This is a genomic window from Microbacterium sp. NPDC096154 (assembly GCF_040302945.1).
GTDB lineage: Bacteria > Actinomycetota > Actinomycetes > Actinomycetales > Microbacteriaceae > Microbacterium.
Genome location: NZ_JBEOSM010000002.1, coordinates 259,823 through 281,042, shown reverse-complemented (window position 1 = coordinate 281,042; position 21,220 = coordinate 259,823). Strand labels below are relative to the sequence as shown.

The following is a 21,220-nucleotide window of genomic DNA, read 5'->3' as shown; positions in this document are numbered from 1 at the left end:
AACCCTCACCATCCGGGCGGAGGCAGGGGGTTGACCGCCCGGATGGCCGGCACTAGCGCCCCGGAACGCTCCGTGCCGCGGCGGCTCGCTCCCAGGCGTCGGCCGTAGGATCGACCCCATGTGTGGAATCGTCGGATACGTCGGCCCTCGTGACAGCCAGGACATCCTGATCGCCGGGCTCGCGCGCCTGGAGTACCGCGGCTACGACTCGGCCGGCATCGCGGTCATCGACGCCGAGGGCGATCTGCACGCCGCCAAGAAGGCGGGCAAGCTCGCGATGCTGCGCGACGAGCTCGCGGAGCGCCCCATCGCCGCCGGCACCACCGGCATCGGCCACACGCGCTGGGCGACGCACGGCGGTCCCACCGACGTCAACGCGCACCCGCACCTCGCCGACGACGACCGGCTCGCGGTCATCCACAACGGCATCATCGAGAACTTCTCCGAGCTGAAGGCCGAGCTGCTCGCCGAGGGCTACACGTTCCGCAGCGAGACCGACACCGAGGTCGCCGCCGTGCTGCTGGGCCGCGAGTACCGGGCGCAGGGCGACGACCTGGTCGCCGCGTTCCGCACGGTCGCGCGTCGCCTCGAGGGCGCTTTCACGCTGCTCGCGATGCACAAGGACCACCCCGGCCTCGTGGTGGGCGCCCGCCGCAACTCGCCGCTCGTGATCGGCCTGGGCGAGGGCGAGAACTTCCTCGGATCGGATGTCGCCGCCTTCGTCGAGCACACCCGCAAGGCGCTCGCGATCGGCCAGGACCAGATCGTGGCCATCACACCCGACGGCGTGACGGTGATCGACTTCGACGGCAACGAGGTCGAGACCTCGCCGTTCGAGGTGATGTGGGACGCGTCGGCCGCGGAGAAGGGCGGCTGGTCGAGCTTCATGGCCAAGGAGGTCTCCGAGGAGCCCGAGGCCATCGCCAACACGCTGCGCGGCCGCGTGCACGACGGGCAGGTGGTCATCCCCGAGCTCGACGGCATGGACGAGCTGTTCGCCGGCATCTCGCGCATCGTCATCGTCGGTGCGGGCACCGCCGCGTACTCGGCCCTCGTGGGCAAGTACGCGATCGAGCAGTGGGCGCGCATCCCGGTCGAGGTCGAGCTGGCGCACGAGTTCCGCTACCGCGACCCGCTGGTCGGCCCGGACGTGCTGGTCATCTCGATCAGCCAGTCGGGCGAGACCATGGACACGCTAATGGCCGTCAAGGAGGCCGCGCGGCTCGGTGCCAAGACGCTCTCGATCTGCAACACGCAGGGCGCCACCATCCCCCGCGAGTCCGACGCGATCGTCTACACGCATGCCGGACCCGAGGTCGCCGTGGCCTCGACCAAGGCGTTCGTGGCGCAGATCACTGGCCTGTACCTGTTCGCGCTGCACGTCGCACGCATCCGGGGCACGATGACCGCGGAGGCGCAGGCCGCCGCGATCGACGAGCTGCACGCGCTGCCCGAGAAGATCCAGTGGATCCTCGACAACGAGCAGGATCGCACCGAGCAGCTCGCGCACTGGATGGCCGACACCCGCTCGGTGCTGTTCCTCGGCCGCCACGTGGGCTACCCGATCGCGCTCGAGGGCGCGCTCAAGCTCAAGGAGATCTCGTACATCCACGCCGAGGGCTTCGCCGCGGGCGAGCTCAAGCACGGACCGATCGCCCTGATCGAGCCCGGGCAGCCGGTGTTCGTGGTCGTGCCGTCGCCGCGCGGTGCCGCGGTGCTGCACGCGAAGGTCGTGTCGAACATCCAGGAGATCCGCGCCCGCGGCGCGCGCGTCATCGCGATCGCGGAGGAGGGCGACGCCGCCGTGCTGCCCTTCGCCGATGAGGTGCTGCGCATCCCGCTGGCCGCGCCGCTGTTCGAGCCGCTGCTCGCGGTCGTGCCGCTGCACATCTTCGCGATGGGGCTGGCGAACGCCAAGGGACTCGACGTCGACCAGCCGCGCAACCTCGCCAAGTCGGTCACGGTCGAGTAGACCCCCGGCGGGTTCACCCGGCCCACTCGGTATCGAGTGGGCCAGTGCACATCGAGATCGGATGTGATCTCGGCCACTCGCGATATGTTCTGACCCCGGGTGATCCGGAAGGGAGCAGGTGCATGATCGTCGGCATCGGCGTCGACCTGGTCGACATCCCGCGCTTCGAGCGCACCGTCGAGCGCACGCCGCGTCTGCTCGAGCGGCTGTTCACCGCGCACGAGCGCGCCCTGCCGCTGCACTCGCTCGCGGCGCGGTACGCCGCCAAGGAGGCGCTGATCAAGGCGCTCGGCGGCTCGGATGGCGTGCACTGGAACGAGATCGAGATCGAGCGCACCGGCGAGAGCGTGCCCCCGCGCTTCGCGCTCTCGGGCTCGACCGCCGACGTGGTCGCCCGCCGCGGCATTGCGCACCTGCACCTGTCGCTGTCGCACGACGCCGGCCTCGCGATCGCGTATGTGATCGCGGAGGGTGCGGGCGAGGGCGCGGTCGCCGGTGCGGGCGCCGGTGTGGGCGCGGGCGCGGGTGCGGGGGTGGGCGCCGGTGCGGGGGTGGGCGCCGGTGCGGTCACGCCCGGCACGGCGTTCGTGCCGGACCCGGATGACCAGGCGCGCCTCGCCGACGACGCAGCCGGGGACGACATCCTTGACGACGACTTCCTCGACGACGACATCCTTGATGACGACATCGAGGTGCCCGAACCCGAAGACCCCGAGGAGCCGCGGTGACCGACATGCGCGAGGCGCTGATCGACCTGGCCGCGATCGAGCACAACACCCGCACGCTGCGCGAGCTCACGGCCGCCCGCGAGTTCATCGCGGTGGTCAAGGCCAACGCCTACGGGCACGGCGCCACCGACGTGGCGCGCGCGGCGCTCGCCGGGGGAGCGACCCGCCTCGGTGTCGCCGACATCCCCGAGGCGCTCGCCCTGCGCGCCGCCGGTGTCGACGCGCCCGTGATCGCGTGGCTGCACGGTCCCGGCGAGACGTTCGCCGAGGCGATGGCCCACGACATCCAGCTGGGCGTCTCGAGCCTCGAGCAGCTGCACGCCGTCGCGGCCACGGCGACCGCCGGTCCTGCCGTGGTGCACCTCAAGCTCGAGACGGGCCTGAGCCGCAACGGCATCGCGCCGCAGGACTGGTCGGCCGTGTTCGCCGAGGCCGCGCGCCTCGAGCGCGACGGACTCGTGCGGGTCGACGGCCTGTTCAGCCACCTGTCGAACACGTCGCCCGACGAGGACCGCGTGCAGGTGCGCCGCTTCGAGGTCGGCGTGGCCGCCGCCGAGGGCGCGGGCCTGCGCCCGACGGTGCGCCACATCGCCGCGACCGCCGCGGCGGTCGCGCTGCCCGAGTCGCGCTTCGACGCCGTGCGCATCGGCATCGGGCTGTACGGCCTGTCGCCCTTCTCCGAAGGCGACTCGGCCGCGGCCGTCTGGGCCGACCTCGGCCTGCGCCCCGCCATGACGCTGCGGGCCCGCGTCGCCGCGGTGCGCCGCGTGCCGGCGGGGCAGGGCGTGTCGTACGGCTACATGCACCGCACCGACGGCGACAGCACTCTCGCGCTCGTGCCGCTCGGCTACGCCGACGGCGTGCCGCGGCAGGCGTCGGGCACAGGTCCGGTCGTGATCGGCGGGCGCCGGTTCCACGTGGCCGGCCGGATCGCCATGGACCAGTTCGTCGTCGACGTCGGGGATCATCCGGTGTCGGTGGGCGACGAGGTCATCCTGTTCGGCGACCCCGCGGCCGGGGCGCCCTCGGCGACCGAGTGGGCCGACGCCGCCGGCACCATCAACTACGAGATCGTCACGCGCATCGGCGCCCGCGTGCCGCGCACCGTGGTGACCGCGGTCGCGGCCGCCGCACCGACAGCCGCCGCGGAGCGCGGATGATCGACGACGCCCTTCTCGGTCGCCACGAGGTCGCGACGTCGGCCGACATGGAGCGCCTCGGCGCGCGCATCGGCTCGGGCCTGGTCGCGGGCGACCTCATCGTGCTGACCGGTCCGCTCGGCGCGGGCAAGACCACCCTCACGCGCGGCATCGCCGACGGGCTCGGGGTGCGCGGGCCGGTGCAGAGCCCCACGTTCGTGATCGCCCGGACGCATCCGTCACTCGTGGGCGGCGCGCCGCTCGTGCACGCCGACGCCTACCGCCTCGACTCGGCCATGGAGCTCGACGACCTCGACGTCGACGTCGACGGCTCGGTCACCATCGTGGAGTGGGGCCGAGGCAAGGTCGATGGCCTGCGCGAGGAGTGGATCGACATCGAGATCGAGCGTCCCGTGGGCGCCGTGTCCGACGAGGCCGACGCCGCAGACCTCGACCTCGACGCCCCGCGCGTGGTCACCATCCGCCGGGAGACGAGCGACGGCTGATCGCCGAGGTCGGCCACGTGGACCCGAGGTCGGCCGCAGGCTGGCCGCGATGAGCCCCGGACGGTGGCACGGGATGGCCCAGGCGCGCGACGGCCGCGCCGGGTCGGGACCCTTCGGCGCGTGGGGTGGCGGCGGCCGGCTCGCCGACGGCCGGATGCCGTGTGGGGCTTCGAGCTCCACGCGGCTGTGCGGCCTGCCACCACGCGGGCTTGTCGGTCGCGTTCGACTGGCCTGAGCTGCCGTGGGCTGCCGGCGGACACGGCGCGGTGGAAGGGGATCGACCCGGTGAGCGCGGTCAGCTGCGGGTCGTGATCTCCCGCAGGGACCCCTTCGACGCGGGCGCGATGCGGAGCACGCAACCGCGGTCTTCTGGCGGCCCTGCTCACGGCGATCCTGCGTGCACGCCCCGCCTGAGCGGCCCGCCTTCCCCGGAGATCTCGGCTGCTCCGGATGATCCGGCGCGGTTCGACCCGGAGTACGCGGGATCTCCGCGTGTGGCGGGGTCGCCGCAGTCCGGCCTGGGGTGCTCGGTCAGGGGATCTCCGCTTCACAGGATGGGCCGGGCCGGCTGGTCCCTGGCTGCTGCAGTCGGCCTGGGTCGCTTGGTCAGGGGATCTCGGCAGCTCCGGGTGATCCGGCCCGCTCGCCTCCTGAGTACGCGGGATCCCCGCGTGTGGCGGGGTTGCCGCAGTCGGGGTGGGTCGCTTGGTCAGGGGATCTCCGCTTCACAGGATGGGCCGGGCCGGTTGGCCCCTTGGCTGCTGGAGTCGGGTGGGTCGCTTGGTCAGGCGATCTCGGCTGCTCCGGATGATCCGGCGCGGTTCGACCCGGAGTACGCGGGATCTCCGTGTGTGGAGGGGTTGCCGCAGTCGGGGTGGGTCGCTTGGTCAGGGGATCTCCGCTTCACAGGATGGGCCGGGCCGGCTGGCCCCTTGACTGCTGGAGTCGGGTGGGTCGCTTGGTCAGGCGATCTCGGCTGCTCCGGATGATCCGGCGCGGTTGTCTCCTGAGTACGCGGGATCCTCCAGCGTGGCGGCACGCGAGGCGGACACCGGCGTCCGCTCAGCGGGCGCGGATACCCTGGGGGAGTGATCCTCGCCCTCGATACCTCGATCGGTTCGACCGTCGCGGTCGTCGAGCCCGACGGCGTCGTGCGCGCGGTGGCCGCGAGCGAGAACACGCTCGGGCACGCCGAGATCATCGGCACGCTGCTCGACCGGGTGCTGACCGACGCAGGCGTCTCGCCCGGCGACATCACGCATGTCGCGGCGGGCATGGGGCCCGGCGCATTCACCGGCCTGCGCATCGGCATCGCCGCCGGTCGCGCGTTCGCCCTCGGCCGCGGCATCCCTGTGATTCCGGTCGCGAGCCACGACGCCGCCGCGCTGCGTCACCTCGGCACCGGGCCGCCGGGCCGGTTCGCGATCGTGACCGATGCGCGTCGCCGCGAGAACGCCATCACGGTGTTCGACGGCGCCGACGAGCGCGGGCTGCCGCGCCGCGTCGGCGGGCCCGAGCTGCGCCCGCGCACCGCAGACCTCGCCGCGGACGACCTGACATCCGGCGCCGAGATCGTCGAGACCGCGGCCATCGATGCCGGCGACGTCGGCCGCGTCGCCGCCCTCGCGCTCGCCGCGGGATGGCAGCCCACGGGCGCGCTCGCCGAGACCGAGCCGCTGTACCTGCGCTCGCCCGATGTCACGGTCGGTCACGCCCCGAAGAAGGTGAGCGCGTGAGCATCCGCACCGCCACCCCCGACGACCTCGACGCGATCATGGCGCTTGAGCGCGCCTCGTTCCCGACCGATGCGTGGTCGGACGCGATGATGCGCGAGGAGCTCGCCGCGCCGCACAACCACTACGTGGTCGACGAGCTCGCGGGCCGCGTGATCGGCTACGCCGGCCTGCGCGCCCTGCCCGGATCGCGCGACGCCGACGTGCAGACCATCGCGATCGCCGAGGCCTCCCGCGGGCACGGACGCGGCCGCGCGCTGCTGCACGCCCTGCTCGACGAGGCCACCACGCGCCGCGTGCGCGAGGTGTTCCTTGAGGTGCGCGCCGACAACCCCGTTGCCCAGAAGCTGTACGCGTCGGAGGGCTTCACCGAGCTCGGTCGCCGCCCCCGCTACTACCAGCCCGATGATGTCGACGCCGTGGTGATGCGGCTCGACCTCGAGGCGTGGAGCGCCGCGCGCGTGCCGGATGTCGCCGACGCAGGAGCGTGCACATGAGTTCCGGACCCCTGATCCTCGGGATCGAGACCAGCTGCGACGAGACCGGCATCGGCATCGTGCGCGGGCGCACCGCTCCCGGCGAGCGGCACATCCTGCTCAGCAACACGATCGCCAGCAGCATGGACGAGCACGCGCGCTACGGCGGCGTCGTGCCCGAGGTCGCCGCGCGCGCGCACCTCGAGGCGCTGCAGCCGGCGATCGAGCGCGCGGTCGCCGAGGCCGGTGTCACGCTGCAGGATGTCGACGCGATCGCCGTGACGAGCGGGCCCGGGCTGGCCGGCGCCCTCATGGTGGGCATCGGTGCCGCGAAGGCGCTGGCCGTGTCGCTCGGCAAGCCGCTGTACGCGGTCAACCACCTGGTCGGCCACATCGCGGCGGACATCCTGGATGCCTCCGCCCCGCCCCTCGAGTACCCCACGGTCGCGCTGCTCGTCTCGGGTGGGCACACGTCGCTGCTGCTCGTGCGCGACCTGACCGGCGACGTGGAGCTGCTGGGCGAGACGGTGGACGACGCGGCCGGCGAGGCGTTCGACAAGGTCGCGCGCATCCTGGGCCTGCCCTATCCCGGCGGCCCCGAGATCGATCGCGCCGCCGTGGACGGCGACCCGAAGGCCATCCGGTTCCCGCGCGGACTGTCGCGCGCGAGCGACATGGCGAAGCACCGCTACGACTTCTCGTTCTCGGGCCTCAAGACCGCCGTCGCTCGCTGGATCGAGCAGCGCGAGGCGGCGGGCGAGCCCGTGCCGATCGCGGATGTCGCCGCGAGCTTCCGCGAGGCCGTGGTCGACGTGCTCGTCACCAAGGCGCTCGACGCGTGCGCGCAGCACGGCGTGCCGCGGCTGCTGCTCGGCGGCGGGGTGATCGCCAACAAGCGTCTGCGCGACGTCGCGCTGGAGCGGGCCGAGGCCGCCGGAGTCACCGTGCGCATCCCTCCGCTGAGCCTCTGCACCGACAACGGCGCGATGATCGCCGCGCTCGCCGCAGAGCTGATCGCGGAGGGACGCGCCCCCTCGACCCTCGAGTTCGGTGCCGACTCGACCCTGCCCGTCACGCAGATCCAGGTGGCGGCGCGCGACACGGTGGTTTCGGGGCACGCATGACCGAGCGCGCCGTGCTGCATCAGACCGAGGCTCCGTCCCCGGATGAGTCGGTGCGGCGGGTGCCGCCGACGCAGGCTCGCGACGGCGGCGTCGCCGCGGCGTCCGGTGCTGTGCCGTCCGGTGCTGTGTCGTCCGGTGCTGTGCCGTCCGGTGCCGTGTCGGCGCGGGCGTCGCGCCGGTCGCGGGGTCGCCTTGCGACGTGGGCGCTGAGCGTGGCGATGATCGCGCTCAGCGCGTCGTGGTTCGGCGCCTGGGCGCTGCCGCTCGCGGTCGTGGGCATCGTGCTGGCGCTGGTGGCCCTGTTCGCGCGCCGTGCGCGACGCGAGCTCGCGTGGTGGGGTCTCGGCCTCAGCCTCGGCGCGGTGGTGTGCAGCCTGTTCTGGATCGTCTGGGCCGCCCGGCAGGCCGCGGAGGCCACCGGTTCATAGTGCGCTGCGCGCGTCTCGCACGCGTTCGGTCGCCGCTTCGCGGGATCGGTCGGGCCGTTGGTGTGCCGCGCCCTGGCCCGACGGCCGGCGTGCTTGGCCCGGGGATCCCGTCTTCTCAGGAGCCGGATGGCGATCCTGATCCTGAGGAGGGGAGGTCTCCTGAGTTGGCGCGCGCGTGTTGACCTCGACGGTCGGCCGAGCCGCGGGTCGGGGTCGGGCCGTTGGGCGCAAGCGGGCGGCCCTGGCCCGGCGGCCGGCGGGCTTGGGGCGGGGATCCCGTCTTCTCAGGAGCCGGATGGCGATCCTGATCCTGAGGAGGGGAGATCTCCTGAGTTGGCGCGCGCGTGTTGACCTCGACGGTCGGCCGAGCCGCGGGTCGGGGTCGGGGTGTTGGCGGCGCAAGCGGGCGGCCCTGGCCCGACGGCCGGCGGGCTGGGGCGGGGATCCCGTCTTCTCAGGAGCCGGATGGCGATCCTGATCCTGAGGAGGGGAGATCTCCTGAGTTGGCGCGCGCGTCTCGCACGCGTTCGGTCGCCGTTTCGCGGGCCCGGTCCGAGCCGTTCGCGTGCCTCGCCCTGGCCGGACGGCCGGCGGGCTTGGGGCGGGGATCCCGTCTTCTCAGGATCCGGATGGCGATCCTGGTCCTGGCAAGGGGAGATCTCCTGAGTTGGCGCGCGCGTGTTGACCTCGACGGTCGAGCGAGCCGCAGGTCAGGGGTCGGGCCGTTGGGCGCAAGCGGGCGGCCCTGGCCCGGCGGCCGGCGGGCTTGGGGCGGGGATCCCGTCTTCTCAGGAGCCGGATGGCCACCGCGATCCGGAGAAGGGGAGATCCCCTGAGATGGCGTGCCGCGAGGCCGGACGGCCCGCGACGCCGGACGGCCCGCGACGGCCCGCGACGCCCGACGGCCCGCCTCGCCCGACGGCCCGCCTCGCCCGACCCCCGACGGCCCGCGACCCCCGACGGCGCGGGTCAGCCGCGCGGCACGCGGTCGGCGAGGATCGCCAGGCGCTTGCCGCCCACGCGCGTGAGCAGCAGCGTCGCGGCCTCGTCGCCCTTGAGCGAGAGGCGCCTGCGCAGGGCGGCGGGGTCGACGTCGACCCCTCGCTTCTTGATCTCCAGCGTGCCGATGCCGCGGGCGCGCAGCGCCTTCGCGAGGGGCTTGGGGTCGGCGGGCAGCGTCTCGCGCACCCGGAATGACGACACGAAGGGGCTCGTGGTCGCCACATCGCCCGTCAGGTAGGCGATGCCGGGAGCGATCGGCCCCGCCTCCAGGGCTCGGGCGACGTCGCCCACCAGTCGCGCCCGGATGACCGCGCCCTCCGGCTCGTGGACGAATGCGCCGAGCTCACGCACGGGCTCGTCGGGGGTATCCGCCGCCGCGGCGAGCTCGTGCGCGGCGTCGCCGCGCAGCACCAGGGCCGACCGCCCGACGCCCGGCCGCGCCAGCGATCCGGTCCACACGACCAGCTCGACCGTCGAGCCGTCGACGCTGATCCACTGGGTCTCAACGTTCCATCCGCGGGCCGCATCGGTCTCGGGCAGCGCGTTGCGGTCGTGTCCGGGGCCGAGCTTCACGCCCGCGGGCACGCGCGCGGCGAGGTCGAACACCCAGTCGAGCGACGGCGAGTAGTCGGATGCCGCCACGCGCGACGTCTCGCCGTGTCCGGCCGTGCGTCGGGCGGGATCGAGCCACACGGCGTCCACGTGCGCGAGATCGACGTCCTCCGCGAGCGCCGAGCGCACCTCGACCGCCGGACCCTCGCCCTGGCGGAACGGCGCCAGGTTGTACGCGGCCAGCGCGGCAGTCACGGCGTCGGCGTCGACGGCCAGCACGCCCAGCCCCACCGACGCGAACGCCAGCGAGTCGCCGCCGATGCCGCAGCCCAGATCGGCCACGTGGGAGATCCCGGCCGCGCGCATGCGGTGCGCGTGGTGGGCCGACACGCTCATCCGGGTGGCCTGCTCGAGGCCCGCGCGGGTGAAGAGCATGCGCGACGCGAAGGGGCCGAACTTCGCCTCGCCCCGGGCCCGCAGCCGCGACTGACCGACCGCGGCCGACACGAGCTCGGGGGAGTGGCCGGCCGCCCGCAGCCGCGACACGGTGCGTGCCACGTCGTCGGTCGACTCGACCGGGCCGAGCGACTCCAGGAGCGCCAGCCCCTCGCGGGTGAGCAGGGCGTCGAGCTCGGCCGAATCCATCCCTCAAGCCTAGGTCGCGCCGGAGAGGCAATCCCATTGGCACTCGCGTTGCGCGAGTGCCAGCAACCCTCCTAAACTGCCTGTTAGCACTCTCCCCGCGAGAGTGCGAAAGAGTCTTCCCGTACGAAGCACACGAAAGAAGAGGTACACCGTGTCGGTTTCCATCAAGCCGCTCGAGGACCGCATCGTCATCAAGCAGGTCGAGGCCGAGCAGACCACCGCGAGCGGTCTGGTCATCCCCGACACCGCGAAGGAGAAGCCCCAGGAGGGCGAGGTCGTCGCGGTGGGCCCCGGCCGCATCGACGACAACGGCAACCGCGTTCCGCTCGACGTCGCTGTCGGCGACCGCGTGCTGTACAGCAAGTACGGCGGCACCGAGGTCAAGTTCGGCGCCGACGAGTTCCTCGTGCTCTCGGCCCGCGACGTGCTGGCGGTCGTCGTCCGCTGATCCGGCGACACCCGCTTCTCGAGAGGCCCGGATGCCCGCCATCCGGGCCTCTCGCATGCCCGGAGGCGGTGGCAGGAATCCCGCGCAGGATGGCAGAACGTCCGGGCTGCCCGGGCCCTGCCCGGGCGTAGGCTGAATCGGTGACCCAGGCCTCTCCCGCACCGACCGCCCGCAGCAACCGGATCGGGACCGAGGCGGCCGGCACGCTCTACGGCCTGGGCGCCTACGTGCTGTGGGGCGTGCTGCCCCTCTACTTCGTGGCCCTGGCGCCCGCCGGCGCCTGGGAGGTCGTCGCCTGGCGCGTGCTGCTCTCGCTCGTGTTCTGCGCGCTGCTGCTCACCGTCACGCGCGGCTGGCGCCGGTTCGTCACCGTGCTGCGCACCCCGCGCCTCGCGGCGCTCATGGCGCTGGCGGGCGTGCTGATCTACGTCAACTGGCAGGTCTTCGTGCTGGCGACGCAGACCGACCACGTGCTCGAGGCGAGCCTCGGCTACTTCATCAACCCCATCACCACCGTGCTGCTGGCGGTGCTCGTGCTGCGCGAGCGGCTGCGCATCCTGCAGTGGATCGCCATCGCGGTCGCCGCGCTGGCGGTCATCGTGATCGTGGTGGGGTACGGTGCCGTGCCCTGGTACGCGCTGCTGCTGACCGCCAGCTTCGGCGTTTACGGGCTCGTCAAGAAGCAGGTGGGCGGCTCGGTCGACGCGGTCAGCGGCCTCGCTCTCGAGACGCTCTGGATCACGCCCATCGCCGTCGTGCAGCTCGGCATCGTCGCCGCCACGACCGGCATCACGCTCGGCACCGCAGGCCCGCTGCACGCCGTGCTGCTGCTGTGCGCGGGTGTGGTGACGGCGGTGCCGCTGCTGCTGTTCGCGGCCGGATCGAGCCGCGTGCCGCTCGCGACGATGGGGATGCTGCAGTTTGCGGGGCCCATCCTGCAGTTCATCATCGGCGCGGCCGTGCTGCACGAGGAGATGCCCGCCGTGCGCTGGATCGGCTTCGGCATCGTGTGGATCGCGTGCGTCCTGCTGGTGACCGACCAGCTGCGGCACGCGCGCCGCGTGCGGCCCTCCGTGGTCGCGCCCGTCGCCTGACGCGCGGAGGGCGAAGCCCCCTGCCGGATGTCCGCGGCGGTCACATTGCGCCGCAGGATGCCCAGCCCGGTAACGATTCGATCCCGAAACCGCGCGCCGTCTGCTCAGATGGCGATCCGAAAACACACGCGAAACAAATCGCGGGTAGATTTCCGTCCACTACCCGCGGCCGCCTGTGCACTCCCTGGGAGCACGGGCACCACCAGTCCCCGATCCGCGGGTCCTGATGAAAGGACGGAACCTCATGGTTCGATCCCGAAAGCTGCTCGGCGCCGTCGCCCTCACCGGCGCCGCAGCTCTCACCCTCGCGGGTTGTGCCGCCGGCGGCGGCACGGCCTCGGGCGAGCCCAGCTCGTCGGCCCCGGCCGCTCCGGCCGGCGACCTCGCGCTGAAGATCGGCACGGCCCTGCCCGTGACCGGTTCGCTCGCGTTCCTCGGCCCGCCCGAGATCCAGGGCGTCAACTACGCGCAGTCGCTGATCAACGAGTACGCCGAGACCACGGGCCTCGAGCTCGACGTCGTGCACGGCGACTCGGGCGACCTCGACAACAAGGCCTACGAGACCGAGATCCCGCGTCTGCTCAGCGAGGACCCCGCGGCCATCATCGGCGCCGCGTCGTCGGGCGTCTCGCTGCAGTTCATCGACCAGGTCGTCGGCGCGGGCGTCATCCAGTTCTCGCCGGCCAACACGTCCGACCAGTTCACGACGTACGAGGACAACGGCCTCTACTTCCGCACCGCGCCGTCCGACGTGCTGCAGGGCGAGGTGCACGGCAACTTCGTGGCCGAGCTGGGCCACCAGACCCTCGGCCTGATCGTGCTGAACGACGCCTACGGCACCGGCCTGGCCAACTACATCACCGAGTCGTTCGAGGCCGCGGGCGGCGAGGTCGTCGCGGCCCCGACCTTCAACCCCGGTGACACGTCGTTCGACTCGCAGATCAGCGAGGTGCTGGCCGAGGACCCCGACGCCATCACCGTGATCTCGTTCGACGAGGCGAAGACCATCCTGCCGAGCCTCATCGAGAAGGGCTTCGACCCCGAGAACCTCTTCCTCGTCGACGGCAACATGGCCGCGTACCCCGACTTCCCCGAGGGGCTGCTCGAGGGCGCGAAGGGCACGTACCCCGGCCCGACGCCCGACCAGGTGCAGGAGTTCATCGACGGCCTCGACGCCTACGTCGAGGAGGCCGGCGAGGAGGCGCTGAGCGACTACACGTACGCTCCCGAGTCGTTCGACGCCACCAACCTGATCGCGCTCGCCGCGCTGGCCGCGCAGTCGACCGACCCCGCCGCAATCGCCGAGAAGCTGCAGGAGGTCTCGGGTGGTTCGGGCGACGGTGAGAAGTGCACCACGTTCGCGGAGTGCGCCGACATCATCCTCGGCGGCGGCGTCGCCGACTACGACGGCGTCTCGAGCCCGGTGACCTTCGACGAGGTCGGCGACCCGACCGAGGGCTTCATCAACATCTACGAGTACGGCGCCGACAACACGTACGCACCGTACGAGGGCTGATCCCCTCACCCCACGCAAGAGGGCCCCGTCTCGCGAGCTTCGGCTCGCGAGGCGGGGCCCTTCGCCGTCGCCCACCGGCGGCGCTGACGCTCGCGCGCGCGGTTCGCAAGCCCCTGTGCCCCCGACCTGCCGAACGCTAGCGTGGCCGCCACGGCGCGACAGGATCGGCGCGGTCGCCGGTCGGGGCGCCGCGCGCACGCGCACCAGGACGTACAGGATCGGCGAGCGAGGGGGACCGGATGAAGGTCGCGATCATCGGGGCGAGCGGCAACGCCGGCACGGCCCTGCTGCACGCGCTGCGCGGGCAGGACGAGGTCTCCGAGATCATCGGCGTCGCGCGGCGCACGCCGGATGTGTCGGCGGCTCCCTACGATGCGGCGCGGTGGGAGCGTGTCGACATCGCGGCGCCCGCGATCGGCGACGAGGGCGAGCAGCAGGTCGTCGATCGCCTGGCGTCTGTGCTGCAGGGCGTCGACACCGTGGTGCACCTGGCGTGGCTCATCCAGCCCAACCACGACCGCGAGCTCATGCGGCGCGCCAACGTCGACGGCACGCGCCGCGTGGTGGAGGCGTGCCTGCGAGCGGGCGTGGGGCACCTGGTGTGCGCGTCCTCGGTCGGCGCTTACACGGGCGTGGAGGACGAGGCGCCGCGTGACGAGTCGTGGGGCACCGAGGGCATCCCGTCGTCGCACTACGCGGTCGACAAGGCCGCGCAGGAGGACGTGCTCGACGAGGCCGAGGCGCGCGGCCTGGCCGTCGCCCGCGTGCGGCCGGCCCTGCTGTTCGACGCCGACGCCGGCGCTGAGATCATGCGTCTGTTCGTGGGCCCCCTGCTGCCGCCCGCCTTGCTGCGCCCTGGCGCGCTGCCCGTCGTGCCGCTGCCGGCCGGCCTGCGCGCGCAGGCGGTGCACGGCGAAGACCTCGCGGATGGCTACCGCCGCATCATCCTGCAGCGTGCCACCGGACCCTTCAACTTCGCGGCCGAGCCGGTGCTCCACGAGGCCGAGATCGCCGCGGTGATCTCGGGCGGTCGGCACATCTCGATCCCGCCCGGAGTGCTGCGGCCCATGCTGCACGCCGCATGGCGCGCGCACGCTGTCGCCGCCGATCCGGGGTGGCTCGACATGGCGATGACCGTGCCGATCATGGACACGTCGCGGGCGCGCCGAGAGCTCGGATGGGAGCCCCGCCACGACGCCACGCAGGCCCTGCGCGAGCTGCTGCAGGCCATGGCCGACGGCGTCGGCACCGCGAGCGCGCCCATGCGGCCGCGCGCGACGTGGCCGCAGGATCAGCAGGCCCCGGGCGAAGCCATGCCCGACGGCATCGCGCAGCCTCCCGCCGACTCCTCGGGCCACCGCGTGCCCGCCGAGCTCGAGAGGGACATCCTGGGCCTCTACCTGTCGGACCACCTCACCGGTTCGACGGCGGGCGTGGAGCGCCTGAAGCGGATGGCCAAGGCGTACGCCGACACCGACCTCGGACCCGACCTGGCGCTCGTGGCGCGCGAGGTGGCCGAGGAGCGCGAGTTCCTCGCGACGCTGATCGACGCCCTCGAGCTGCGCCGCCGGCCCTACCGCCAGGCCGCCGCCTGGGTCGGTGAGCGCCTGGGCCGGCTCAAGACCAACGGCCGCCCCCTCGGGTCGCCCATGACGCCCATCCTCGAGATCGAGCTGATGCGCGCGGCCGTGGTGGGCAAACTGAGCGGCTGGGAGACGCTGGCCGAGCTCGCGCCCGACCTGGGCCTGCCGCCAGACCAGTTCACGACGCTGGCGGAACGGTCGCAGCGGCACGCCGAGATCCTCGGCCGGCTGCACCGCCACGCCGTTCCCGAGGCCTTCCGCGCGGGCCACGTCGACTGACGCGGCCCGCGGGTGGCCTGGGCGGGGCGCCGCGCGGGCGGGGCGCGTGCGGGCCGGCGGACGCCAATTCCGGAGATCCCGGCTCATCCGGATTCGAAGGGCCATTCTGCTCCGGAGAACGCGGGATCTCCGGATGAAGCGCGTCACGCCAGGTGCAGACGCTGCGCGATCGCCCGGGTGATCAGACCCTGCACGGTCGCCCAGTCGTCGAACAGCTGCCAGTATCCGACGCGGATGACGTGGTAGCCCATCAGCCTCAACCTCGCGTCGTGCTCGTTGTCGGCCAGGCGCTGGGCGTCGACGTGGTGCCCGCCGTCGACCTGGATCACCAGGCGCTCGCCGATGAGCAGGTCGACGGGACGCCCGGCCAGCACCACCTGACGCTGCATCGGCAGCTTCAGCCACCGCAGGCGCGACATGATCACCGTCTCGGTGCCCTGGTCGGCGAACGGCTGGGCCTCGGCGAGCAGACCGCGGGCATCCGGTCCGAGGGGGAGCCGGCGCATCACATCGCGGTCGAGCATGCCGAGCCGCAGCGCCGACTCCCAGACCGCCAGAGCCTCCTCGTGCGGCCGGCACTGCGCTACGAGGGCGAGCACGTTCTCGATCGGATCGACCAGGGCGTCGGGACCGCGAGGGATCAGCGGCGTGTTCCAGTGGACGTGTGCCGCTGTCGGGCGGGCGAGGTTGCCGTGCGGCGGCGCGGCGACGTGGACGTCGTGGGTGACCGTCCACAAACCCAGGCGCTGAGCCTGCGTGACGCAGGTGAGCACCACACCCACCGCGGCGGCCGTCACCAGCAGCGGATCGGCGTCACGCCGCGCGATCCATCCGCGGCGCACACGCACGACTTCGCCTGCAGCGACCGCCTTCCGGATGGCGTGGTCGCCGATCCCGAGCTCGTACAGCGCGCGGACGCGGGCGACGCCGTCGGCTTGCGTGAGGGCTGCGGAGAGGTCCATGGGCACAACGGTGCCCTGCCGGCGCCGCCGCGCCGGGCGTTTCGGCCGCGTGTGGATGGCGGGCGCTCCACGTGGCGGCTGTGGGCGGCAGCCCGCGTGCGGCGCCGCGCGGTGCGTTGCGGCAATTCCGGAGACCTCGGCCCTTCCGGAGGGGTAGGGGTATCCGGCTCCGGAGTACGCGGGATCGCCGGGTGAGCCCGCGCCCGTGGGCGGCGGGTGCCCGGGTGAGCCCGCTCGGTGCGTGCGGCAATTCCGGAGATCCCGCCCTCTCCGGAGCGGAAGAGGCATCCGGCTCCGGAGTACGCGGGGTCCCCGGGTGAGCCCGCGCCCGTGGGCGGCGGGTGCCCGGGTGAGCCCGCTCGGTGCGTGCGGCAATTCCGGAGATCTCGGCCTCTCCGGAGCGGAAGGGGCATCCGGCTCCGGAGTACGCGGGGTCCCCGGGCGAGCCCGCGCCCGTGGGCGGCGGGTGCCCGGGTGAGCCTGCTCGGCGCCCCCGCAATTCCGGAGATCCCGGCTCCTCAGGAGAGGTAGGGGCATCCGGATCCGGAGTACGCGGGATCCCCGGGTGAGCCCGTGCCCGTGGACGCCGGATGCCCGGGTGAGCCCGCTCGGCGCGCGCGGCAATTCCGGAGATCTCGGCCTCTCCGGAGCGGAAGGGGCATCCGGTTCCGGAGAACCCGGGATCCCCGGATGACCCCGACCCCGCCCCCGCCGACCCCGCCCCCGCCGACGCCGGGCCGCGGATGACCCCGCCCCCGCGGACGCCGGGCCGCGGACGACCCGGCCCGCCCCGCATGAACCCGGCCCGCCCCGCATGAACCCCGACCCGCGCGCCGGATGGGGCCCCGGGAGACGACGCAGGCCCGGATCCGAGGATCCGGGCCTTCGTCGTGGGGCTCAGGCGCCGAGGGTGCCGAGGTAGAGCTCGGTGACCTTCGGGTCCTTGAGCAGCTCGCGGCCGGTGCCCGTGTAGGCGTCGCGGCCCTGGTCGAGCACGTAGCCGCGGTCGCAGATCTGCAGGCAGCGGCGGGCGTTCTGCTCGACCATGATGCAGGTCACGCCGGCCTTGTTGATCTCGGAGACCCGCAGGAACGCCTCATCCTGTCGCACCGGAGACAGACCCGCCGAGGGCTCGTCGAGGAGCAGGACCTTCGGATCCATCATGAGCGCGCGGCCCATCGCGACCATCTGGCGCTCGCCGCCGGAGAGGCCGCCGGCGCGCTTCTTGATGCCCGCGCCCTTGGCGAGGTCGGGGAACAGGCTCATGACGAAGTCGACGCGCTCGGCGAACATCTTCGGCTTCTGGTACGCGCCCATCTGCAGGTTCTCCTCGATCGTCAGCGAGGGGAACACGTTGTTGGTCTGCGGGATGAAGCCCACGCCCTTGGCGACCAGCTTGTCGGCCTTGAGCCCCGTGATGTCCTCGCCGGCGAGCGAGATCCTGCCGCCGCGGATCTTCACCTGGCCGAAGATGGCCTTCAGCAGCGTCGACTTGCCGGCGCCGTTGGGGCCGATGATGCCGATCAGCTCGCCCTGGTGGGCGGTCAGGGTGGCGCCGTTGAGGATGTTCACGCCGGGCAGGTAGCCGGCGTGGACGTCGTCGACGAGCACCACCGGCGTGTCCTGCGCGGCGGTCGCCTGGGCCGCGGGGGGCGTCTGCTCGCTCACTTGGTGTCCTCCTTGTCGAGCTCGGCGGACGCCTCGGCCTCGATGGCGGCGGCGTCGACCGAAGCGGATGCCGCCGCGTCGGTGGTGGGGTCGGCCTCGATCACCGGGATGCGACCGGTCACCACGCCCAGGTCGAGCTCCTGGTGTGCGCCGAGGTAAGCGTCGATCACCGCGGGGTTCTTCATGACCTCGTCGGGCGCGCCCTCGGCCACGACCTTGCCCTCGGCCATCACGATCACCCAGTCGGCGATGTGGCGCACCATGTGCATGTCGTGCTCGACGAAGAGCACGGTCATGCCCTCGTCCTTCAGGTCGAGGATGTGGTCGAGCAGCGACTGCGTGAGCGCGGGGTTCACGCCGGCCATCGGCTCGTCGAGCATGACGAGCGTCGGGTTCGACATCAGAGCGCGCGCCATCTCGAGCAGCTTCTTCTGGCCGCCCGAGAGGCCGGCCGCGAGGTCGTCCTTCTTGGCGTCGAGCTTGAACTTCACCAGCAGCTCGGCGGCGCGCTGCTCGATCTCCTGGTCCTGCTTGCGCCACAGGGCGGGGATCAGGCTGTGCCAGAAGCGCTCGCCCACCTGGCCGGGCTGGCCGAGCTTCATGTTGTCCATGACGCTCAGGCGACCCAGCGCCTTGGTCAGCTGGAACGTGCGCACGAGGCCCAGGCGGGCCACCTTGTGCGCGGGCATGTTGGCGAGGTTTTTGCCGTCGTACGACCACGTGCCGCTGCCCGGCTTGTCGAAGCCGGTCAGCAGGTTGAACAGCGTGGTCTTGCCCGCACCGTTCGGGCCGATCAGCGCGGTGATGGCGCCGCGCGGGATCTCGAGGTGCTCGACGTCGACCGCCGTCAGGCCGCCGAACGTGCGCGTCACGCCGTCGGCGACGATGATCGGGTCGACCTTCTTGACGCCGGGCGTGGCCTCGCCCACGTGCAGACCCGTGGTCTTCGGCCGCGGCACCGGGGCCGTCATGGGCGCCGGCTCGGCACCCATGTTCTCGGGGGTGTTGTCAACGGACAAAGGTCAGCTCCTTCTTGTCACCGAGGATTCCCTGCGGCATGAAGACGACCAGCAGCATGAGCGCGACACCGACGAGGATGAAGCGCAGCGTGCCGGCCTGGACGCTGGTCATGAAGGGCAGCAGGCCCGCATCCACCAGCGCGGGGAGGACGTTCGAGAGGAACGTCTGGATGACCCAGAAGATCAGCGACCCGAGCAGCGGCCCGAACACGGTCGCCGCGCCGCCGAGCAGCAGGGCGGTCCACACGAAGAACGTCAGCGACGTCACGTAGACGCCCGGGCTCACGGCCGAGGGCAGGGCGTACACGACGCCGCCCGCCGCCATGATGACGCCGCCCAGCACGAGCGACTGCATCTTGTACGAGAACACGTTCTTGCCGAGCGACCGGATGGCGTCCTCGTCCTCGCGGATGCCCTTCATCACGCGGCCCCACGGGCTGCGGGTGAGCATCCACACGACGAGCGCCGCGAAGGCGAGCGTCAGGATGCCCATCAGCCGCACCCACCACTGCGTCTCGTTGTACGTCCACGGGCCGAAGCCGTAGGTGCCCGGCGGGATGGGGTTCGCCTCGCGGAAGCTCGCGTGGTACCCGGCGAGGCCGTCGGCCGATCCGGTCACCTCCTCGAACTGGGTCGTGAGGAACAGCAGGCGCAGCACCTCGGCGGCCGCGATGGTGGCGATGGCGAGGTAGTCGCCGCGCAGGCGCAGCGTCGGGATGCCCAGGATGAGCGCGAACACCGCGGCGGCCGCGAGGCCGATCAGCGCGCCGGCCCACCAGGGGAGGCCGAACGTGAGGATCGAGATCGCGTAGCCGTACGCGCCGAGGGCCATGAAGCCCGCGACGCCCATGTTGATCAGGCCGCCGTAGCCGAAGTGCACGGCCAGGCCGAGCGCGGCGAGGGCGTAGCCCATCGTCGCGGGGCTGAGGACCGAGGACAGGGTGTTGTCGAAGATCTGAGACCAGTTCATGAGCGGCGCCTATCCGATTCGCTCGCGGCGGCCGAGGATGCCCTGCGGCCGGACCAGAAGGATGATGATCAGGACCACCAGCGCGCCCGCGTACCGCAGGTCGGCCGGGATCCAGAGGCTCGACACCTCGACGAGCATGCCGATGATGATCGAGCCGACGAGCGCTCCGAACGCGGTGCCGAGACCGCCGAGCGTGACGGCCGCGAAGACCAGCAGCAGCACCTGGGCGCCCATGTCCCAGCGGATGCCGGGGCGGTAGTAGGCGTACAGGATGCCCGCCAGGCCCGCGAGCGCGCCGGAGATGATCCACACCACCCGCACGACGTGGTCGACGTCGATGCCGCTGGCCGAGGCGAGCGACGGGTTGTCGGAGATCGCGCGGGTGGCCTTGCCGAGCCGGCTCTTGGTGAGCCAGATCGCGAAGGCCACGATGACCACGATCGAGATGCCCATGGAGACCAGGTCGTTGAGCGTTGTGGTCACCGCGCCGAAGAGCGGGATCGACACCGAGGGCACCATGGCCGGCAGCTGCTGCGTGCCGCCGCCGATGAAGTACTGGAAGATGTACCGCAGCGCCAGCGACAGGCCGATCGACAGGATCATCAGCTGCACCGCGCCGACGCCCTTGCGCCGCAGCGGGCGCCAGATCGCGGCATCGAGCGCGAGGCCGAGCAGGGCGCTCAGGATGATCGCCACCGGGATGCCGACCCACACCGGAAGGGCCAGGGAGGCGGGCCCGATGAGGAACAGGGCGGCGATCGCGCCGAACGTCACCATCTCGGCGTGCGCGAAGTTGGAGATGCCGGTCGTGCCGAACACCAGCGAGAGGCCGACGGCCGCGAGCCCCAGCATCAGGCCGAAGTTGAGGCCCAGGAAGAGGCGCTGCACGAGCTGGTCGAAGAAGCTCGTGACGTTGCGCTCGCCCTCGCCGATGAAGAAGTTGACCGTGAGGCGACCGCCCTGTCCCATCTCGGCCTCGACCTCGTTGGGGGTGTCGTCCTCGCCGGTCTCGTCGACCACGGCGATGCCCTCGGGCAGCGACTCCTCGTCGACCGTGACGGTGTATTCGACGCCCCTCTCGGGGACCTTGACCGAGAACCTGCCGTTCTCGTCGGTCTCGCCCTCCTGGGCGCCGCCGGGGCCGTCGATCGTGACGGTCACGCCCGGTACGGGCTCGCCCTCGTTCTTGATGTTGACCGTGACGGTGTAGGGGTCTCCCTCGGCGGCGTGCGCTGCGGTCGGCAGCAGCAGGGCCGTGAAGAGGGCGGCGATGAAGGCCGCGAGAGCGACGATCGCGCCAGATCGGGTACGCCTCGGGGAGGCGGTTCTGGGGTTCATTGATCCTCCGGTCCACGGGCGGCGGGTGGGGTTGCGCC

At 72.4% G+C, this 21,220-nt stretch carries 17 protein-coding genes and 1 pseudogene; 12 read left to right on the top strand and 6 right to left on the bottom strand.

The genetic code is table 11. The features are described from left to right. Positions 1-118 precede the first annotated feature (118 nt). The 8 genes and pseudogenes from glmS (at position 119) to ABTW64_RS03765 (ending at position 8,106) form a co-directional block, all read left to right on the top strand. On the top strand, positions 119-1,972 hold the full coding sequence (gene glmS, locus ABTW64_RS03800) for a glutamine--fructose-6-phosphate transaminase (isomerizing) (RefSeq protein WP_350619347.1): 1,854 nt from the start codon (positions 119-121) through the stop codon (positions 1,970-1,972). Between the two features lie 122 nt (positions 1,973-2,094). Further along, positions 2,095-2,442 (top strand): annotated as a pseudogene (locus ABTW64_RS03795) (holo-ACP synthase); the annotation flags it as partial. Positions 2,443-2,705: 263 nt separating this feature from the next. Beyond that, positions 2,706-3,860 (top strand): alanine racemase, encoded by a 1,155-nt coding sequence (gene alr / locus ABTW64_RS03790; RefSeq protein WP_350619719.1) that lies wholly within the window; start codon positions 2,706-2,708, stop codon positions 3,858-3,860. Then, positions 3,857-4,345, top strand: coding sequence for a tRNA (adenosine(37)-N6)-threonylcarbamoyltransferase complex ATPase subunit type 1 TsaE (gene tsaE / locus ABTW64_RS03785; protein WP_350619345.1), 489 nt, complete (start codon positions 3,857-3,859; stop codon positions 4,343-4,345). Before alr ends, tsaE begins: the two co-directional genes overlap by 4 nt. Before the next feature lie 1,088 nt (positions 4,346-5,433). Next, positions 5,434-6,081 carry a tRNA (adenosine(37)-N6)-threonylcarbamoyltransferase complex dimerization subunit type 1 TsaB gene (gene tsaB, locus ABTW64_RS03780; RefSeq protein ID WP_350619343.1) on the top strand — a complete coding sequence of 216 codons (648 nt, stop codon included), beginning with the start codon at positions 5,434-5,436 and terminating at the stop codon, positions 6,079-6,081. Continuing rightward, positions 6,078-6,575, top strand: coding sequence for a ribosomal protein S18-alanine N-acetyltransferase (gene rimI, locus ABTW64_RS03775; protein ID WP_350619341.1), 498 nt, complete (start codon positions 6,078-6,080; stop codon positions 6,573-6,575). Before tsaB ends, rimI begins: the two co-directional genes overlap by 4 nt. After that, positions 6,572-7,678, top strand: a complete 1,107-nt coding sequence (gene tsaD, locus ABTW64_RS03770) for a tRNA (adenosine(37)-N6)-threonylcarbamoyltransferase complex transferase subunit TsaD (protein WP_350619339.1) — start codon at positions 6,572-6,574, stop codon at positions 7,676-7,678. Before rimI ends, tsaD begins: the two co-directional genes overlap by 4 nt. Next, on the top strand, positions 7,675-8,106 hold the full coding sequence (locus ABTW64_RS03765) for a hypothetical protein (protein ID WP_350619337.1): 432 nt from the start codon (positions 7,675-7,677) through the stop codon (positions 8,104-8,106). Before tsaD ends, ABTW64_RS03765 begins: the two co-directional genes overlap by 4 nt. A 969-nt stretch (positions 8,107-9,075) precedes the next feature. Here ABTW64_RS03765 and ABTW64_RS03760 read toward each other — a convergent pair. After that, complete coding sequence (locus ABTW64_RS03760; protein ID WP_350619335.1) at positions 9,076-10,305, bottom strand: THUMP-like domain-containing protein; 1,230 nt, start codon at positions 10,303-10,305, stop codon at positions 9,076-9,078. A gap of 151 nt (positions 10,306-10,456) precedes the next feature. On the opposite strand from ABTW64_RS03760, the gene groES reads away from it, so the two are divergent. The 4 genes from groES (at position 10,457) to ABTW64_RS03740 (ending at position 15,225) form a co-directional block, all read left to right on the top strand. Further along, entirely contained in the window at positions 10,457-10,753 is a 297-nt protein-coding gene (gene groES / locus ABTW64_RS03755; protein WP_017203655.1) for a co-chaperone GroES, read from the top strand. Between the two features lie 140 nt (positions 10,754-10,893). Further along, positions 10,894-11,847, top strand: coding sequence for an EamA family transporter RarD (rarD, locus tag ABTW64_RS03750; RefSeq protein ID WP_502892296.1), 954 nt, complete (start codon positions 10,894-10,896; stop codon positions 11,845-11,847). A 244-nt stretch (positions 11,848-12,091) separates the two neighbouring features. Continuing rightward, positions 12,092-13,363 carry an ABC transporter substrate-binding protein gene (locus ABTW64_RS03745; protein ID WP_350619333.1) on the top strand — a complete coding sequence of 424 codons (1,272 nt, stop codon included), beginning with the start codon at positions 12,092-12,094 and terminating at the stop codon, positions 13,361-13,363. A 239-nt stretch (positions 13,364-13,602) separates the two neighbouring features. Then, positions 13,603-15,225, top strand: coding sequence for an NAD-dependent epimerase/dehydratase family protein (locus ABTW64_RS03740; RefSeq protein WP_350619331.1), 1,623 nt, complete (start codon positions 13,603-13,605; stop codon positions 15,223-15,225). 143 nt (positions 15,226-15,368) lie between these two features. On the opposite strand, the gene ABTW64_RS03735 is transcribed toward ABTW64_RS03740, so the two are convergent. The 5 genes from ABTW64_RS03735 to ABTW64_RS03715 form a co-directional block, all read right to left on the bottom strand. Beyond that, complete coding sequence (locus tag ABTW64_RS03735) at positions 15,369-16,187, bottom strand: DUF559 domain-containing protein (RefSeq protein ID WP_350619329.1); 819 nt, start codon at positions 16,185-16,187, stop codon at positions 15,369-15,371. 897 nt (positions 16,188-17,084) lie between these two features. After that, the gene (locus ABTW64_RS03730; RefSeq protein ID WP_350619327.1) at positions 17,085-17,855 is read right to left on the bottom strand and encodes an ABC transporter ATP-binding protein; all 771 of its coding nucleotides are present in this window, start codon (positions 17,853-17,855) and stop codon (positions 17,085-17,087) included. Beyond that, entirely contained in the window at positions 17,852-18,826 is a 975-nt protein-coding gene (locus ABTW64_RS03725; RefSeq protein ID WP_350619714.1) for an ABC transporter ATP-binding protein, read from the bottom strand. The genes ABTW64_RS03730 and ABTW64_RS03725 overlap by 4 nt, the downstream gene beginning before the upstream one ends. A gap of 37 nt (positions 18,827-18,863) precedes the next feature. Beyond that, entirely contained in the window at positions 18,864-19,844 is a 981-nt protein-coding gene (locus tag ABTW64_RS03720; protein ID WP_350619325.1) for a branched-chain amino acid ABC transporter permease, read from the bottom strand. A 9-nt stretch (positions 19,845-19,853) separates the two neighbouring features. Further along, positions 19,854-21,182: an ABC transporter permease subunit gene (locus ABTW64_RS03715; RefSeq protein ID WP_350619323.1), complete on the bottom strand. Its 1,329-nt coding sequence runs from the start codon at positions 21,180-21,182 to the stop codon at positions 19,854-19,856. Positions 21,183-21,220: the final 38 nt, after the last annotated feature.

Bases quoted from the DNA above. Each gene is read 5' to 3' on its own strand.
- glmS (WP_350619347.1), top strand. From the start codon at position 119: ATGTGTGGAATCGTCGGATACGTCGGCCCTCGTGACAGCCAGGACATC.
- alr (WP_350619719.1), top strand. From the start codon at position 2,706: ATGCGCGAGGCGCTGATCGACCTGGCCGCGATCGAGCACAACACCCGC.
- tsaE (WP_350619345.1), top strand. From the start codon at position 3,857: ATGATCGACGACGCCCTTCTCGGTCGCCACGAGGTCGCGACGTCGGCC.
- tsaD (WP_350619339.1), top strand. From the start codon at position 6,572: ATGAGTTCCGGACCCCTGATCCTCGGGATCGAGACCAGCTGCGACGAG.
- ABTW64_RS03765 (WP_350619337.1), top strand. From the start codon at position 7,675: ATGACCGAGCGCGCCGTGCTGCATCAGACCGAGGCTCCGTCCCCGGAT.
- ABTW64_RS03760 (WP_350619335.1), bottom strand. From the start codon at position 10,305: ATGGATTCGGCCGAGCTCGACGCCCTGCTCACCCGCGAGGGGCTGGCG.
- ABTW64_RS03745 (WP_350619333.1), top strand. From the start codon at position 12,092: ATGGTTCGATCCCGAAAGCTGCTCGGCGCCGTCGCCCTCACCGGCGCC.
- ABTW64_RS03740 (WP_350619331.1), top strand. From the start codon at position 13,603: ATGAAGGTCGCGATCATCGGGGCGAGCGGCAACGCCGGCACGGCCCTG.
- ABTW64_RS03735 (WP_350619329.1), bottom strand. From the start codon at position 16,187: ATGGACCTCTCCGCAGCCCTCACGCAAGCCGACGGCGTCGCCCGCGTC.
- ABTW64_RS03725 (WP_350619714.1), bottom strand. From the start codon at position 18,826: ATGACGGCCCCGGTGCCGCGGCCGAAGACCACGGGTCTGCACGTGGGC.
- ABTW64_RS03720 (WP_350619325.1), bottom strand. From the start codon at position 19,844: ATGAACTGGTCTCAGATCTTCGACAACACCCTGTCCTCGGTCCTCAGC.
- ABTW64_RS03715 (WP_350619323.1), bottom strand. From the start codon at position 21,182: ATGAACCCCAGAACCGCCTCCCCGAGGCGTACCCGATCTGGCGCGATC.